General features: G+C 71.2%; 8 protein-coding genes, 1 other RNA gene and 1 pseudogene. 4 read left to right on the top strand and 6 right to left on the bottom strand.

What is annotated here, in order from left to right; all coding sequences use genetic code 11:
* Positions 1-22: 22 nt before the first annotated feature.
* The 3 genes and pseudogenes from recR to dnaX form a co-directional block, all read right to left on the bottom strand.
* Positions 23-613 carry a recombination mediator RecR gene (gene recR / locus D5041_RS06505; RefSeq protein WP_010101497.1) on the bottom strand — a complete coding sequence of 197 codons (591 nt, stop codon included), beginning with the start codon at positions 611-613 and terminating at the stop codon, positions 23-25.
* Between the two features lie 74 nt (positions 614-687).
* Complete coding sequence (locus D5041_RS06500; protein WP_010101499.1) at positions 688-1,020, bottom strand: YbaB/EbfC family nucleoid-associated protein; 333 nt, start codon at positions 1,018-1,020, stop codon at positions 688-690.
* Positions 1,021-1,068: 48 nt separating this feature from the next.
* Positions 1,069-2,918: pseudogene (gene dnaX, locus D5041_RS06495) on the bottom strand (DNA polymerase III subunit gamma/tau).
* Positions 2,919-2,986: 68 nt separating this feature from the next.
* Between dnaX and ffs the strand changes: the two are divergent.
* Positions 2,987-3,083, top strand: an RNA gene (gene ffs / locus D5041_RS06490) — signal recognition particle sRNA small type.
* A 73-nt stretch (positions 3,084-3,156) separates the two neighbouring features.
* Here the strand turns inward: ffs and D5041_RS06485 are convergent.
* Positions 3,157-6,624, bottom strand: a complete 3,468-nt coding sequence (locus D5041_RS06485; protein WP_265284137.1) for a UvrD-helicase domain-containing protein — start codon at positions 6,622-6,624, stop codon at positions 3,157-3,159.
* Between the two features lie 23 nt (positions 6,625-6,647).
* On the bottom strand, positions 6,648-9,128 hold the full coding sequence (locus D5041_RS06480) for a PD-(D/E)XK nuclease family protein (RefSeq protein WP_265284393.1): 2,481 nt from the start codon (positions 9,126-9,128) through the stop codon (positions 6,648-6,650).
* 182 nt (positions 9,129-9,310) lie between these two features.
* Between D5041_RS06480 and trxA the strand changes: the two genes are divergently transcribed.
* Together trxA and rho are read left to right on the top strand one after the other, a co-directional pair.
* Positions 9,311-9,643: a thioredoxin TrxA gene (trxA, locus tag D5041_RS06475; protein ID WP_010100671.1), complete on the top strand. Its 333-nt coding sequence runs from the start codon at positions 9,311-9,313 to the stop codon at positions 9,641-9,643.
* Between the two features lie 215 nt (positions 9,644-9,858).
* The gene (gene rho / locus D5041_RS06470; protein WP_010100669.1) at positions 9,859-11,121 is read left to right on the top strand and encodes a transcription termination factor Rho; all 1,263 of its coding nucleotides are present in this window, start codon (positions 9,859-9,861) and stop codon (positions 11,119-11,121) included.
* 237 nt (positions 11,122-11,358) lie between these two features.
* Here rho and D5041_RS06465 read toward each other — a convergent pair whose 3' ends face one another.
* Positions 11,359-12,534, bottom strand: a complete 1,176-nt coding sequence (locus tag D5041_RS06465; RefSeq protein WP_265284392.1) for an MFS transporter — start codon at positions 12,532-12,534, stop codon at positions 11,359-11,361.
* A 195-nt stretch (positions 12,535-12,729) separates the two neighbouring features.
* Here D5041_RS06465 and uvrA point away from each other — a divergent pair, with 195 nt between their 5' ends.
* Entirely contained in the window at positions 12,730-15,804 is a 3,075-nt protein-coding gene (uvrA, locus tag D5041_RS06460) for an excinuclease ABC subunit UvrA (RefSeq protein WP_265282603.1), read from the top strand.
* The last annotated feature ends 148 nt before the right edge of the window (positions 15,805-15,952 follow it).

The raw sequence follows: 15,952 nt of genomic DNA, 5'->3' as shown, positions 1-15,952 counted from the left end.
CCGGCCTGGTGGCGCCCGCGTGTCAGCGCCGGTCCGCGAGCGCGTGCGCGATCGTTCCCAGGTCCACGTACTCCAGTTCGCTGCCCACGGGGACCCCGCGCGCCAGCCGCGTCACGTGCAGCCCCCGGCTCTTGAGCGCCTCGCTGATCACATGCGCCGTGGCCTCCCCCTCGGCGTTGAAGTTGGTCGCAAGAATCACCTCCTGCACCGCACCATTGGTGGCGCGCTCCATGAGTTTTTGCAGGCCGATCTCCTTGGGGCCGACGCCATCGAGCGGGCTGAGCCGTCCCATGAGCACAAAGTACAGCCCCTTGAACGCCCCCGTGCGCTCCAGCGCCGACTGGTCTGCGGGCGTCTCGACGACGCACAGCCGCGTGGCATCGCGCTTCGGGTCCAGGCAGGTGTGGCAGACCCCGGCCTCGGTAAACGTATGGCAGCGCGCGCAGTGCTGCACCGACCCTGCCGCCTCGTGCAGCGCGCGCGACAGCACGCGCGCGCCTTCGCGGTCGCGCTGCAACAGATGAAACGCCATGCGCTGCGCCGATTTCAGCCCCACCCCGGGCAAGCGGCGCAGCGCCTGAATCAGGGCGTCAAGGGAGTCGCTGGAGGACATGAGGAAACCGTGCCAGGCCAATGCCAAACCGCCCGCGGACCCGGTAGGCGGGGCGGGCGGTCAGCCGCAGGGCGTCAGAACGGGAGTTTCATTCCGCCGGGCAGGCCCGGAAAGCCCTGCGTGAGCTTGCCCATCTTCTCCGCAGCAGTCTCCTCGGCCTTGCGCAGCGCCGCATTGAAGGCGGCGGCCACCAGGTCTTCGAGCATGTCCTTGTCCTCGGCCAGCAGGCTGGGGTCGATGGTGATTCGCTTGACGTCGTGCTTGCAGGTCATCAGCACCTTCACGAGGCCGGCGCCGGATTCCGCCTCGACCTCGATGAACGCCAGTTCCTCCTGCGCCTTCTTCAGGTTGTCCTGCATTGTCTGGGCCTGCTTCATGAGGCCGGCGAGCTGTCCTTTGTTGAACATGGGGGGTCCTTTGCGTGAGAGAAATTGCAGGCTGTGGGGAGCGGGAACTCACTCCGGTCTGACGCTGCCCGGAACGATTTTCGCGCCATGCTCGCGCATCAGCGACTGCACGTAGGGGTCGCTGGCGACGATTTCTTCTGCGCGGAGCCTGGCGGCGGCGGCGGCGGCGGCGATGCGGCGGGCGGGGCTGTCGGCGACGGCGCCCAACTCCACGCTGATCTGGCTGGCGTGGCCCGCAGCCTGCAGCGCCTCGCGCAGGCGCTCGCGTGCCGTGGGCTGGCTGATGAGCGACTCGCTCTCCACGCGCAGCAGCCAGTGCGCGCCGTCGCGCGCCACCAGCTGCGACTGCAGGGCCAATTCGCGCGCCAGTGCCTCGATGGCCCGCGTGGAGACCAGCTGCTGCACGGCGGCGTACCACACGTCGCCCTCTGGCGTGGGGCTGTGGCGCGACGGCGCAGGCTCGGGCGTGGATTCCGGCTCGGGCATCACGCGCACCGGGATGGCGTGCAGCGCGGCCCGCGTGGCTTGCGCCGGTTTCCCATCGCTGGAGAAGTGCTCCGCGCTGCGCACCGGCAGCGCCGTGGCGGCGGCCTGCGTGCGCGGCGGTCGGTCCGAATCCGGCGGGGAGGGTACGCCGGCACTGTCTGCTGCGCATGCCGGCGCGGCAGGGGGGGGCACGGGCGGCGGCGGGGGAGCGGCGCCGCGCCCTCCCCTGGCGCCCTGTCCGGGGGCGCCGCCTCAGGCTGCGTCAGGTTTTTTTTTTCCACCACCGCGGCGCCGCCGGGCTTGAAGGCCAGCAGGCGCAGCAGCACCATGGTCAGCGCCGCGTACTCATCGGGCGCCAGGCCCAGCTCCCCCCGCCCGTGCAGGCACAGGCTGTAGAGCAGCTGGGTTTCGTCCGCGGGCATCAGCGCGGCCAGGCGGGCCGTTTGCGCGGCCTCGGGGTCCTGCGCATCGGCGGTGTCAGCGGTATCGGCGCTCCGGGGGGGCGCGACCTGGAGCACCGCCATGCGCTGCAGCACGGCGGCCATGTCTTCCAGCGTGGACGCGGCGGACAGGCCATCGCGGCGCAGCCTGTCCGAGGTTTCCACAACGGTCCGGCCGTCGCCCCGGGCGAGCGCGTCGATGAGTTCCAGGACATGCGCGTGGTCCACCGCGCCGAGCATCTGGCGCACGGCGGCCTCCTGCAGCTGGCCGTTGCCGAAGGCGATGGCCTGGTCGGCGAGCGACAGCGCGTCGCGCATGGAACCCCGCGCGGCGCGCGACAGCAGGCGCAGCGCCTGGGGCTCTGCGGGCACCTGCTCCGCGGCCAGCACCTGCACCAGCTGCGCGTGCACGGTCTCCGGCGCCATGGGGCGCAGATTGAATTGCAGGCAGCGGCTGAGCACCGTGACCGGCACCTTCTGCGGGTCCGTCGTGGCGAGAACGAACTTGAGGTATTCGGGCGGCTCTTCCAGCGTCTTGAGCATGGCGTTGAACGCCGTGTTCGTGAGCATGTGCACCTCGTCGATCATGAAGACCTTGAAGCGCCCCTGCACCGGCTTGTACACCGCCTGCTCCAACAGGCTCTGCACCTCGTCGACGCCGCGGTTGGACGCGGCGTCGAGCTCGGTGTAATCGACGAAGCGGCCGCTGTCGATGTCCGTGCAGGCCGGGCACAGGCCGCACGGCGCGGCGGTGATTCCGCCCTGCCCGTCGGGCCCCTGGCAGTTGAGCGCCTTGGCCAGAATGCGCGCGACCGTCGTCTTGCCCACGCCGCGCGTTCCCGTGAACAGGTAGGCGTGGTGCAGGCGCTGCCGGGTCAGCGCATTGCTCAGGGCCTGCACCACATGCTCCTGCCCTGCCATTTCGGCAAAATTGCGCGGGCGGTACTTGCGGGCGAGCACGAGGTAGGACATGCGCCCGATTCTACGGTCTGGATCCCGGCCGGCCAGGGCCCGTGCGCATCCGGCATACAATCCCCGGCGACGGGCCTCCTCGCATGGTGAAGCGGCCAACCGGGTCAGGTGGGGAACCAAGCAGCCCTCACTGTGGAGCCAGTGCCGGGGGCAAGGCCCGTCAACTTGGACGCTTGTCCACGCGGCGCTCCCGGATCGGCCGCACCCCCTCCCCCTCCTGCCTCGATGTCAAAGGCGCTCAGAACAAACGGCCCTGCGGCGAATCCGCATCGGGGCCGGAAATCTGCTGCGCGCCGCCGCCGTCGCCCTGGCCCGGCGATCCATTCAAGTCCAGCTGCGCAATGGCGTCGCCATCGGGCAGCGCGAGCATGCGCCCGTCGCCCGTGAGGAACGCGGCGCGCACGCGCTCGCCCGGGGTCTGCGACTGCACCGCTTCGCGGTAGCGCTGCAACTGCAGCATGAGCGCGGGCTGGCGCCCGGGTTCGGCGGCGCTCTTGTAGTCCAGCACCCACCAGCCCGCGCGCTCGGGGGGCTGGTGGCAGTGCACCAGGCGGTCGATGCGCAGGCTCTGCCCCTGGTGGCGCAGGGGGGCTTCGTTCATGGCCTGGTCCACGGCGGCGCCATCCCAGGCCCAGGCGCCCGCGCCCGTGAGGATGCACCGGGCGGTCCGCGCGGCCTGCCGGGCGGCGTCCAGGGTGATGTCAAAGTCCTGCGCAAGCCGCGCCACGCGGGCCGCGGGCCAGCCCTGCGCGCGCAGCGTGGCCAGCGGCGCGCCGGCCACGCCGGCCTGTTCCAGCAATTGGTGCATGGCCTCGCCTTGGCGCGCTGCGGGGGGGCTGGCTCCGTCCGCGCGATCAGCGGCGCCATGGTTCTGCGCCGCATCCGGCGGGGGGGCTGCGGGCAGGGTGGGCAGGGTGGGCAATTCGGCCAGGGTGATGTGCGTGTGCGCCTGCGCGCCTGCCGCGTCCCCGGCGGCCGCAGGACTGTCCGGCGCGGGCGCGTCGTCCGCGAGCGGCGCGAGGCGGCTCCACCAACTGCCGCAGGCGCCGGACTGCGCCGACTGCACCGCCGACAGGGCCAGGCAGTGCTTGGCGCGCGTCATGGCGACGTAGAGCATGTTCAGCTCTTCGCGCTGGCGCGCCTGCCGCTCGGCCGCGAGTGCGTCCCGGGCGCTGGGCGGCGGGTCCGACTCGCTGGCCAGGAACACGAACCCCGTGGGCGCGGCCTGCTCGCCGGGCCAGTCGAGCAGCACGCCCATGGTCTCGGCCTTGGGCGGGGGGGCGTCGGTGTCGAGCAGCAGCACGCAGCGGGCCTCCAGGCCCTTGGCGCCGTGCACGGTGAGCAGGCGGATTGCCAGCGCGTCAACCCGCCCCGGTGCGCGCACGCCGCCCCTTTTCATCGCCCGGACCAAGGCGTAGGGCGTGAGGTAGCGGCCGCCGCCGTGCTGCAGGGCGGCCGCCAGCAGGGCGCGCAGATTCGCCTGCACCGCCAGGCGCTGCGCGGCGGGCGCGGCGGCGGCAAAGCGCGCCAGCACATCGCCGTGTTGGTAGATGGCGTGCAGCGCATCGTGCGGCGGCAGCCGGTCCACCCAGGCCTTGTATTCGGCCAGAACCGCTCCATGCGCCCGCAGATCCTCGGGCAGAAGCTCCCTTTTTTGCAGCAAATCGAACCAGCTGCACGCCGCGTGCTCCGGCATGCGGCGCAGCTGCGCGAGCGCCACCAGGGCGTCGTCGCCCAGGCCGAACAGCGGCGACTTGAGCGCGCGCGCGAGCGCCAGGTCATGCCCCGTGGACACCAGCGCGTCGAGCAGCGCCACCATGTCCTGCACCTCGGGGGCGTCGAACAGGTCGGCCTTCTCCGGCTGCACGCAGGGCAGGTGCAGGGCGCGCAGCGCGTCCTGCATGGGCGCGAGCCGGTCGCGCTTGCGCGCCAGCACCAGCACCTCGCCGGGCGGCGTGCCGGCGGCGATCCACTGCGCGACCCACGCGGCGGCCTGCGCGCATTCGCGCATGCGCCGGGTTTCCTCGGCCTCCTGGTGCGCTTCGGTGAGGCTGTCGCGCCAGGCCAGGGGGGCGGCGGCCTCGGTCCCTTCGGCGCCGCCGGGGGCCTCGGCGGACGGGATCGCGGGCAGGCGCAGCAGCGCGCCCGGGTCTTGCGACTCGGTGGTGTGCGCGCGAAAACCGCTCGTCTCGTGCTGCGCCTGCGCGCTGTCCATGACTTGGTTCACGGCGGCAATCACGCGCGTGGCGTTGCGCCGCGTGTGCTCGCAGCTGAGCAGATCGCCGCCGAGGCCGTCGCGCACGAAGGCCTGCGCGGCGATGAATACCTGCGGCTCGGCGCGGCGAAAGCGGTAGATGCTCTGCTTGGGGTCGCCCACGATGAACACGCTGGGCGCGGTCGCGCCACCGCCCGCGCCCGCGTAGCCCGAGAGCCAGGCGTGCAGCGCCTGCCACTGCAACGGGTTGGTGTCCTGGAACTCGTCGATCAGCAGGTGGCGCACGCGCGCGTCGAGCCGCTCCTGCACCCAGCCGCTGAGCACCGGGTCGGCGAGCATGGCCTGCGCGGCGCGCTCCACGTCGTTCATGTCCACCCAGCCGTGCTGCCTTTTGAGGTCCGCAAACTGCGCGCTCAGGCAGCGCGTCAGCCGCGCCATGCGCTGCTGGTGCTGCCACGCCGCGTGCTGGCGGCGCGCCGCGAGCAGGCCTTGCAGCTCGGGCTCGGCTGCGCACGCGGGCGCGAACTTTTCGAGGTTCTTGGCCAGCCGGTCTTGCGCGGCGACGAAGAGCGCCTTGCGCAGCCCGTCGAGGCGCTGCTGCGGGTCGGCGCAGTCGAGCGCGGCGTCGAGCGCCTGCGCCGCCTTTTGCGGGGTTTTTCCGGTCTGCTCCCCCAGGGTCTTGGCCAGCGCGCGCCAGCGCTGCACGCAGGCAGCGTCGCGCAGCGCGTGCGCGGGTTCGGCGTACGCGCGCAAATCGGGAAACTGCTCCTGGAAGGGCGGCACCGAGGCATCGACCACGCCCGCCGCGTCGGCGAGCGCGAACTCCACCCGCTTGGCCAGCGCTGCCGCCAGCGCCTTGTGCGTCTGCGCGCGGCCATGCAGGGCGACCATGGCCGCGTAGTCCGCGCGCAGGCTGGCGTCCGCCACCACGGTGTGCAAAAACGGCCCCCATACCGCGCGCACGGCCTGCGCGTCGTCTTCGAGCAATTCGAAATGCGCGGGCAGGCCCAGCGCCTGCAACAGCGCCAGCGGGGCCGTTCCGAGCAGCGCCGCAAACCAGCTGTGAAAGGTGCGAATCTGCACCGGGCGGCCGCTGGCCAGCGTCTGGCGGTAGAGGTTCTGGAGCGCGGCGCGCGCTTCCAGCGCGCGCTCGGGGTGAACGCCGCGCGCGCGCAATTCCCCGGTCAGGGCATCGAGCGGTTGGCGCGCAAATTCGCCGAGCCACTCGTGCAGGCGCTGGCGCATTTCGCCCGCGGCCTTTTTGGTGAACGTGATGGCCAGGATCTCGTGCGGCGCGCAGCCATCGAGCAGCGCGCGCAGCATGCGCGAGACCAGCATCCAGGTCTTTCCCGCGCCCGCGCAGGCCTGCACCGCCACGTTGCGCGCCGGGTCGCAGGCAATGGCGTAGAACGCCGCGCGCGTGACGCGCTGGCCGTTGTGCTCGTAGGCGGCAGGTGCTCCGGATGGAGCCTCGTGCGGGGCTGGATTCATCGCTGCGGCCTCATGCGTCCCAATCATGCGTCCCAAAAATCTTTGCGGCACAGGCCGCGTGCCGCGCAGTGCGTGCAGGCCGCGCCCTCGCCCAGGGCGGGCAGCGGCGCCCCCGCGGCGATGCGCCCGAAGTCGTGCGCAATGCCCGCGAGCAGCAGGTCGCGCAGGGGCAATACATCGGCCTGCTCGTACATCTGCGTCTGGCCGCGCTCGCCCACGTTGACGTAGGCGGCGCGCAGCCCGTCGTCGTCGCCGAGCAGCGCGGCGTAGAAGGCCAGCTGGGTGTCTTGCGCGCCGGCGCGCAGGCGCTGGCGCGTCTTGCCGACGTCCTCGGTCTTGTAGTCGATGAGCAGCGTCTGCGGCCCGTTGGCGGCTGCGTCTGCGGCCGCGACGCAGTCGATGCGGTCGATGCTGCCCACGAGTTGCACCGGGCCCAGGGGGCGGGTGGCGCGCTGCTCGGCCTGCCGGAAGCTGGCGCCGGCGCCCTCGTGCTGCGCCAGCCAGTGCAGATAGCCGTCGCGCAGCGGGGGCCAGCCGGCGGCGAACGGCAGAAACTCGCCCGCGCCCAGGCCCTGCTTTTGCGTGACGGCCTGCGCCGCGCCGTCCAGGCGCGCCACGCGGGTCGCGGGGTCGTCCGCGGGCGCGCGCAGAAGGTCCTCGTGAAACGCCTGCAGCACCGCGTGCAGCCAGTTGCCGAAGTCGCGTTTGTCCACCTCGCCGGCGAGCTCGTCGGCCGCTTGCAGGCCCAGCTGGCGCAGCGCGAAGAAACGGTAGGGGCAAAGCCGCAGGTCGGAGTACGCCGTGGACGAGAGCGTCCGCAGCGCCAGCGCCTGCCCTTGGGGCAGGGGACGGGGCGTGGGCGCTGCGGCCACGCTGCGCGGGCGGCGCGCGTCCACGCCGGTGCACGCCGCGCCTTCGAGTTGCAGCGCGAGCACCAGCGCGCTGGCCAGCAGCGGCTCGCCGCCGTCGTCGCCGCTGCGCCAGAGCAGGTCCACCACGGGCGTGTGCAAGGCGTTGTGCCACGCGGCGCGTTGCGCCGCCGCCAGCGTCTCGCGCGTGGGCAAGCCCCAGGCCTGGCGCTGCGCCCGACTCCAGCTGCCCACGGGGTCCGGCACGGGCGGCAGGCGCTTCTCGTCGCAGCCGGGAAGCACCAGCGCCGCGAACGGCCGCGCCAGCAGCTGGGGCAGGGGCAGGATGACCACGGGGGCGTCGCCCACCGGGGGGGGGACGAAGCGCTCGGCTTCGAGCACCTCGTCAGCCCAGCGGGTGAATTCGGCCAGCGCCATGCGCCGGCCAGCGCCGTCGCAGCCGTCGAACTGCGCCTCCTGGCCCGCCTGCAACCGCAAGGCGGCGAGCACGCGGGCGCCGGCGGCGTCCTGCGCGAGCCCGTTCCATTGGCCGCTGGCCACGAGCAGAGCGCGCAGCGCCTGCAACCACTGCGCGAGCGGGCGCGGTGCGTGCAGGCCGGCGCGCCATTCCTGCGCGCGCGCGACGCACGCGGCCACGGCGGGCTTGCCCGACCAGTCGCGCGCGGCGGCGTCCGTCCAGGCGGCCACCGGGGCCTGGCGCAGGGCCCGCTCGAGCGCGGCGAGCGCGTCCGGCGCGATGGCGGCGGCGTGTTTCAGCGCGTCGAGCAGGTCGTCGGCGGACGCGTCCCGGGCGCAGGCCCTGAGCGTCGCCATCAGCTGCGCGGCGGCCCGCGTGGTGGAAAGCGTCCACCCGCTCTCGTCGCGCAGCGCGACGCCGCAGCCGGCCAGGTGCGCGGCGATGCGGCGCGTGAGGGCGCGGTCGTTGGCCGCCAGCGCCACCGGGGTGCGGCCGGCGGCCATGTGCGCCAGCACGCAGGCGGCGGCGCGCTGGGCTTCGTCCTCGGCGTCCTGCGCCGTGTGCAGCGCGATGCGGCCCGAGGCGCCGGGCTGCGGCAGCGCCAAGCTCAGCGCCTTGGCGCCCCAATGGGCCCGCAGGGCCTGCGCCAGCGGATCCTCCTGAAAGCCCTGCAGCAGCACCAGGGCATCGACCGCGCCGCGCACCCCGGGCTCGAACAGCACGTCGCTGGCGTGGCGCGAGGCCAGCGCCCATTCCAGCGCAATGCGCAGCGCGGTGGCTTCGAAGCGCAGCGCCGAGCCTGCGTCCGCCGGCGGCAGCAAGCCGCGCGCCTGGACGGCCCAGGCCGCACGCTGCTCAGGGACAACGGCCGCCACCACCGGCGCCAGTTCGGCGGCCGCCTCCTGCAAGGGCGTGGCCAGCATGTCGCACTGGGCCGCAAGGCCGGCGCGCTCGAGCAGCGCGCGCGCACCCAGGGTGTCGCGCGCCGCATCGCCCGAGAAATCGTCGCCCTGGGGAACGAAGGCCGCGAGCCTGCAGGCCCAGCTGCGCGTGGTCTCGAACCGCGGGGCAAACCCCTCGGCGTGCTGCAGGGCCCAATGCTGCTGCGCCCAGGGCATGAGCTGGGCGTACGGCAGCAGCACCACGGTGCGCGCAGGGTGCGCGCCCTGCGCGTGCATATGCTGCGCCACCCGCGCGAAAACACCCTGCCACAAGGCAGCGCAGCGCTCGCCCGGGACTGCGCCAGCCGGAGCCGCGCAAGCGCCGGCCGCAGCGCCGTGCGTGGGATGGGTTTCTGTCACAATTCCCGGACTTTAAGCGAACACGGGGCGCCACCCGCGCCAAAACCAGGAATCCGCCCATGGCCAGCGAACTCATCAAACATGTCTCCGACGCCAGCTTTGACGCCGACGTGCTGCAGGCCGGCACCCCGGTGCTGGTGGACTGCTGGGCCCCATGGTGCGGCCCTTGCAAGATGATGGAGCCGATCCTGGACGAGGTCGCGGACAACTACCAGGGCAGGCTGCAGGTGGCGAAGATGGACGTCGACAAGAACCGCGAGACGCACGCGCGCTTCGGCATCCGCGGCGTCCCCACGCTGATGCTGTTCAAGGACGGCCAGCTGGCCGCGACCAAGGTCGGCGCCATGGCCCTGACCCAGCTCACCGCCTTCATCGATCAGCAGCTGGCCTGACCCATCGGGCGCCGTGCGGGCCTGCTTGCGCGATGGCGTCCCCCCGTGCAGCACACCCATTTTTCCTGTCATAATCGCCCCCGACCATCGGGCTGCACACCGCTTATGGCATGCAGCGCCGAGACCCCAGGCAGACCGGACCTGCTAGCCAGCAGCCCACCCGGCGCCCACCCTCCCCCAAGATTCACCCCCCCACTCCGTCCAGGAGTCGATCCATGCACTTAAACGAACTCAAGGCACTGCATGTGTCTGAAGTCCTCAAGCAGGCCGAAGAACTCGACATCGAAAACACCGGCCGCATGCGCAAGCAGGAGCTGATGTTCGCGATCATCAAAAAGCGCGCCAAGGCGGGCGAGCAGGTGTTTGCCGACGGGGTGCTGGAAATCCTGCCCGACGGCTTCGGCTTTCTGCGCAGCCCCGACACCAGTTTCACCGCGAGCACCGACGACATCTACATCTCGCCGAGCCAGGTGCGCCGCTTCAACCTGCACACCGGCGACATGATCGAAGGCGAGGTGCGCACGCCCAAGGACGGCGAGCGCTACTTTGCCCTGACCAAGCTCGACGCCGTCAACGGCGGCCCGCCGGAGCAGAACAAGCACAAGGTGATGTTCGAAAACCTGACGCCGCTGTTCCCCAAGGAGCAGATGCGCCTGGAGCGCGAGATCAAGGGCGAGGAGAACATCACCGGCCGCATCATCGACATCATCGCGCCCCTGGGCCGCGGCCAGCGGGCGCTCATCGTTGCCCCGCCCAAGAGCGGCAAGACGGTGATGATGCAGCACATCGCCCACGCCATCACGGCGAACAACCCCGACGTGCACCTGATGGTGCTGCTCGTCGACGAGCGCCCCGAGGAAGTGACCGAAATGCAGCGCACGGTCAAGGGCGAGATCATCGCCTCGACCTTCGACGAGCCCGCCGCGCGCCACGTGCACGTCGCCGAAATGGTCATCGAGCGCGCCAAGCGCCTGGTCGAGCTCAAGAAGGACGTGGTGATCCTGCTCGACTCAATCACCCGCCTGGCGCGCGCCTACAACAACGTGGTGCCCTCCTCGGGCAAGGTGCTCTCGGGCGGAGTGGACGCCGCCGCGCTGCAGCGCCCCAAGCGTTTCTTTGGCGCCGCGCGCAAGGTCGAGGAAGGCGGATCGCTGACCATCGTCGCCACGGCGCTGGTCGATACCGGCAGCCGCATGGACGAGGTGATCTTTGAAGAATTCAAGGGCACGGGCAACTGCGAAATCCACCTCAACCGCCGTCTGTACGAAAAGCGCGTGTTCCCGGCGATCGAACTCAACAAGAGCGGAACGCGCCGCGAGGAACTGCTGCTCGCGCCCGAAATCCTGCAAAAGACCCGCATCCTGCGCCAGTTCATGTACAACATGGACGAGATCGAATCCATGGAGCTCATGATCAAGAACATGAGGGCCACCAAGACGAACGTGGACTTCTTCGACATGATGCGCCGGGGCGGTTAAGGCCTGCTCCCGCCGCATGCAGCGGGGCAGAAACTGACCCTGAGCCAGGCCGCAGGCGGCTCGCTCAGGGGTGTTTCAATAAAGGCTTGCTGCCGGCCTGTTCGTGCCGACGACGCAGTTCAACCTCCATCCACTCCATGGATTGCTTCATGTCTTGCCGCAGCGATTCGATCTCGGATGGAGTCAACGGACGCGGCCGCGCGGAGGTGTCCGGCTTCTGACTACTTGGCTGGCAACTCATGGGCTTCGCCCCACGGGCCGCAAGGGCCAGGTCAGCAGCAGCCACAGGGCAGTGAGCGCGCTGGTCGCGGCAAACAGACCGGGGGCGCCGGCCCATTTCAGCAGCGCACCGCCCAGCGCGCCGCCGGCGAACAGGCCCAGCGACTGCATGGTGTTGTAGCTGCCCAGCGCCGCGCCGCGCAGCGCAGCAGGCGCCATGCGCGAGACGAGACTGGGCTGGCTCGCCTCGAGCGCGTTGAAGCCGCAGAAAAAGACGAACAGCAGGGGGCCGAGCAGCCACAGCGTCGGCGCGCTGCCGCTCGCGGCCAGCACGCCGAGCCCGGCCTGCACCGCAAGAATCAGCGCAATCGCCCCGAGCAGCGCGGCGCGCAGCCGGCCGGCGCGCTCCAGCGCAAACAGTCCGCCCAGGGTGGCAAACGACAGCACGACGGCGGGCAGGTACAGCTGCCAGTGCAGGTCCTTGGCGAGGCCGGCCTGCACGAGCAGGGCGGGAACCGCGACCCACATGCACAGCTGCACGGTGTGCAAAACGAACACGCCCAGGTTCAGGCGCAGCAGGTCCGGGTGCGCCCAGGCGTCGGCCAGCCGTGCACGCACGGCGTCCCTGCGCCGCTCGGCCTCTGCCGGAACGCAGCCCAGCAGCACGGCAACGCCCGCGAGCGCCAGCGCGCAGGTCAGGCCGAACAGCCCGGAAAGCCCGATCCGCGCCGCCAGCACGGGCGCCGCGACGAGTGCCACGGCAAACACCAGGCCCACGCCGCCGCCGACCAGCGCCATGGCCTTGGTGCGCACGGCGTCGCGCGTCTGGTCGGCGAGCAGCGCCATCACGGCGGCCGACACGGCGCCGGCGCCCTGCAGCGCGCGGCCCGCGAGCAGCCCGGTGAGCGAATCGGCACGCGCGGCGAGCAGGCTGCCGGCGGCAAATACCAGCAGGCCGAGAACGATCACCGGCTTGCGGCCCAAGCGGTCCGACGCCAGGCCCAGCGGCAATTGCAGCAGCGCCTGCGTCAGGCCATAAATGCCCATGGCCAGACCGACCAGCGCGGGGTCGTCCCCCCCGGGGTAGCTGCGCGCTTCCAGGGCGAACACGGGCAGCACCAGGAACAGCCCCAGCATGCGCAGCGCGAAGATCAGCGCCAGGCCAACGCTGGAGCGGCGCTCCAGCGCGGTCATGGAATGGCTGGCGTGGGCGGGGAGGGCTTGCTCCGACACTGCGGCGCCCGAAGAAGGTATGGACAAGGGATCTGGCACGGCGGTGCGCATGGGGCAAAGCCGGCATTCTCGCGCATCCCCTGCCCGAGGTCTGCGCTCTGGCGCTCCGGGACCGATGGGCCGCAGGCGCCGCCTGCCGCTGGCCCGTCGCCTATCATGGCGGGTTTTCCTCTCCGAACCTGCGCCGTGAGCTCATTTCCTGCTGCCGATGACGATCTCCCTGCCGACGACAAGTATCTGGCCCGCGCGCTGCGCGCGCAGCGCATCAGCATCCGGGGCGCGCGCACGCACAACCTCAGGAACATCGACCTCGACATCCCGCGCAACCAGCTCGTGGTGGTCACCGGGCTGTCGGGGTCGGGCAAGTCCAGCCTGGCGTTCGACACGCTCTACGCCGAGGGGCAGCGGCGCTACGTGGAGAGCCTGTCGGCCTACGCGCGCCAGTTCCTGGGGCGGCTGGACAAGCCCGACGTCGATCTGATCGAGGGCCTGTCGCCGGCGATTGCGATCGAGCAAAAGGCCAGCAGCCACAACCCGCGCTCCACCGTGGGAACGGTCACCGAGATCCACGACTACCTGCGCCTGCTGTACGCGCGCGCGGGCACGCCGTTCTGCCCCGAGCATGGCCTGCCGCTGGCCGCGCAGACCGTGGGCCAGATGGTCGATGCCGTGCTCGCCCTGCCGCAGGACACGCGCCTGATGGTGCTGGCCCCCGTGGCGCGCGGCAGAAAGGGCGAATTCACCGACCTGTTTGCGCAGATGCAGGCGCTGGGCTACGTCCGTTTTCGCGTGGACGGGCTGATCCACGAACACGAAAACCTGCCCGCGCTCAGGAAGACCGAGAAGCACGACATCGACGTGGTGATCGACCGCATCAAGGTGCGCCCCGACATGCAGCAGCGCCTGGCCGAGAGCATGGAGGCCGCGCTGCGCGTGGGCGGCACGCAGGGCCGGGTGCTGGCGCTGGAGATGGACAACGGCCAGGAACACCTGTTCAGTTCCCGGTTCGCCTGTCCCCTGTGCAGCTACGCGCTGGCGGAACTCGAGCCGCGCCTGTTTTCCTTCAACTCGCCCCTGGGCGCCTGCCCGGCGTGCGACGGCATCGGCCAGCGCGAAGTGTTCGACGCGGTGCGCGTGGTGGCCTTTCCCACGCTCAGCCTGGCGAGCGGCGCGATCAAGGGCTGGGACCGGCGCAACGGCCACTGTTTTGCGCTGCTCGAAAGCCTGGCCAGGCATTACGGCTTCGACGTGGAAGCCTCCTTCGAATCGCTGCCCGCCAAGGTCCAGCGGGCCGTTTTGCACGGCTCGGGCGAGGAGCAGATCGCCTTCGACTACGTCCTCGACGGCGAGAAGACCGGCCAGACCCGGATCAGAAAGCACGCCTTCGAAGGCATCGTGCCGAACCTGGCGCGGCGCTACCGCGAGACCGATTCGGCGCTCGTGCGCGAAGACCTGGCGCACTACCGCAGCACCCAGCCCTGCCCCGAATGCCAGGGCGCGCGCCTGCGCCGCGAGGCGCGCCACGTGATGCTCGGCGAGGGCCCCCAGGCGCGCGCGATTCATGAAATCGGCCGCGCCACGCTGAACGACGCGCAGGCCTGGTTCCGCGCGCTCAGGCTCAGCGGCGCGAAGGCGGAAATCGCCGACCGGGTGGTGCGCGAGATCGCCACGCGCCTGCAATTCCTCAACGACGTGGGCCTGGGCTATCTGAGCCTGGAGCGCAGCGCCGAAACGCTCTCCGGCGGCGAGGCGCAGCGCATCCGCCTGGCGTCGCAGATCGGCTCGGGCCTGACCGGCGTGATGTACGTGCTCGACGAGCCCAGCATCGGCCTGCACCAGCGTGACAACGAACGGCTCATCGCCACGCTGCAACACCTGCGCGACATCGGCAACAGCGTGATCGTGGTGGAACACGACCGGGACATGATGCGCGCCGCGGACCAGATCATCGACATGGGCCCGGGCGCGGGCGTGCACGGCGGCTGCGTGATGGCGCAGGGCAGCTACGAGCAAGTGTGCCAGCACCCGGATTCGCTCACCGGCCGCTACCTGGCCGGCAGCCTGTCGATCGCGCTGCCCGGGCGCCGCAGGCCCTGGCTGCCGCTGCCCGCGCCCGCGCAGGATGCGCCGGTGGCGGCGACCAAGGGCAGGCCGCGCTTTCCCGAGGCCCGGGCCGGCAAACGCCACGCCGAACACCCCGCCCGCCAAGAGGGCACGCTGCAGACGCTGCGCGTGGTCGGCGCCACGGGAAACAACCTGCGCGGCGTGAGCGTGGACTTCCCCGTCGGCCTGCTCACCTGCGTCACGGGCGTCTCGGGTTCGGGCAAGAGCACGCTGGTCAACGACACGCTGTACGCCGCCGTGGCGCGCCGGGTCCACCGCGCGCACGAAGAGCCCGCGCCGCACGAGGAGATCGTCGGAATCGAATACTTCGACAAGGTCATCAACGTCGATCAGTCGCCCATCGGGCGCACGCCGCGCAGCAACCCGGCGACCTACACCGGCCTGTTCACGCCCATCCGCGAGCTCATGGCCGAGGTGCCGAGCGCCAGGGAACGCGGCTACGGCCCCGGGCGCTTCAGCTTCAACGTCGCCGGCGGCCGCTGCGAGGCCTGCCAGGGCGACGGCGTGGTGAAGGTGGAGATGCACTTTCTGCCCGACCTGTACGTGCCCTGCGACGTCTGCCACGGCGAGCGCTACAACCGCGAGACGCTGCAGGTGCTGTGGAAGGGCCGGAGCATCGCGCAGATTCTGGAACTGACGGTGGAAGACGCGTTTGCCTTCTTCAAGGACCAGCCCGCGATCGCGCGCAAGCTGCAGACGCTGCTCGACGTGGGCCTGTCGTACATCCGCCTGGGCCAGGCGGCGACCACGCTCTCGGGCGGCGAGGCGCAGCGCGTGAAGCTGGCGCAGGAACTGAGCAAGCGCGACACCGGCCGCACGCTCTACATCCTGGACGAGCCCACGACCGGTCTGCACTTTGCCGACATCGACCTGCTGCTCCGGGTGCTGCACCAGCTGCGCGACGCGGGCAACACCATCGTCATCATCGAGCACAACCTGGACGTGATCAAAACCGCCGACTGGCTCATCGACATGGGCCCCGAGGGCGGCGCCGGCGGCGGCAGCGTGGTCGGCGTGGGAACCCCCGAGGACCTGGCGGCCAACCCGGCGAGCCATACGGGGCAGTACCTCGCGCCCTATCTGCGCACGCCGTCCATGGCGCTATAGCAAGCGGCTTCCATTCGGAACCGGGTACTCGAGAATGAAGGTTTGGCGCTGTCCTCGGTCCTATTCCCGCCGCCCAGAAAAGAAGCCCTGCCAAGGTCCAGCGCAGCGCGTCGGCCATTGTGCTTGCCTCGTGGGTTGCGCGGCAGCG

The organism is Verminephrobacter aporrectodeae subsp. tuberculatae (assembly GCF_026127385.1).
Taxonomy (GTDB): Bacteria; Pseudomonadota; Gammaproteobacteria; order Burkholderiales; family Burkholderiaceae_C; genus Acidovorax; species Acidovorax aporrectodeae.
The sequence above is the reverse complement of the archived record's forward strand: the minus strand, read 5'-3'. Positions and strand labels throughout refer to the sequence as shown.

What these genes read in the sequence shown, in the direction of transcription:
- recR (WP_010101497.1), bottom strand. Translation starts at nt 613, where the DNA reads ATGTCCTCCAGCGACTCCCTTGACGCCCTGATTCAGGCGCTGCGCCGC.
- D5041_RS06500 (WP_010101499.1), bottom strand. Translation starts at nt 1,020, where the DNA reads ATGTTCAACAAAGGACAGCTCGCCGGCCTCATGAAGCAGGCCCAGACA.
- D5041_RS06485 (WP_265284137.1), bottom strand. Translation starts at nt 6,624, where the DNA reads ATGAATCCAGCCCCGCACGAGGCTCCATCCGGAGCACCTGCCGCCTAC.
- D5041_RS06480 (WP_265284393.1), bottom strand. Translation starts at nt 9,128, where the DNA reads ATGCACGCGCAGGGCGCGCACCCTGCGCGCACCGTGGTGCTGCTGCCG.
- trxA (WP_010100671.1), top strand. Translation starts at nt 9,311, where the DNA reads ATGGCCAGCGAACTCATCAAACATGTCTCCGACGCCAGCTTTGACGCC.
- rho (WP_010100669.1), top strand. Translation starts at nt 9,859, where the DNA reads ATGCACTTAAACGAACTCAAGGCACTGCATGTGTCTGAAGTCCTCAAG.
- D5041_RS06465 (WP_265284392.1), bottom strand. Translation starts at nt 12,534, where the DNA reads ATGACCGCGCTGGAGCGCCGCTCCAGCGTTGGCCTGGCGCTGATCTTC.
- uvrA (WP_265282603.1), top strand. Translation starts at nt 12,730, where the DNA reads ATGGCGGGTTTTCCTCTCCGAACCTGCGCCGTGAGCTCATTTCCTGCT.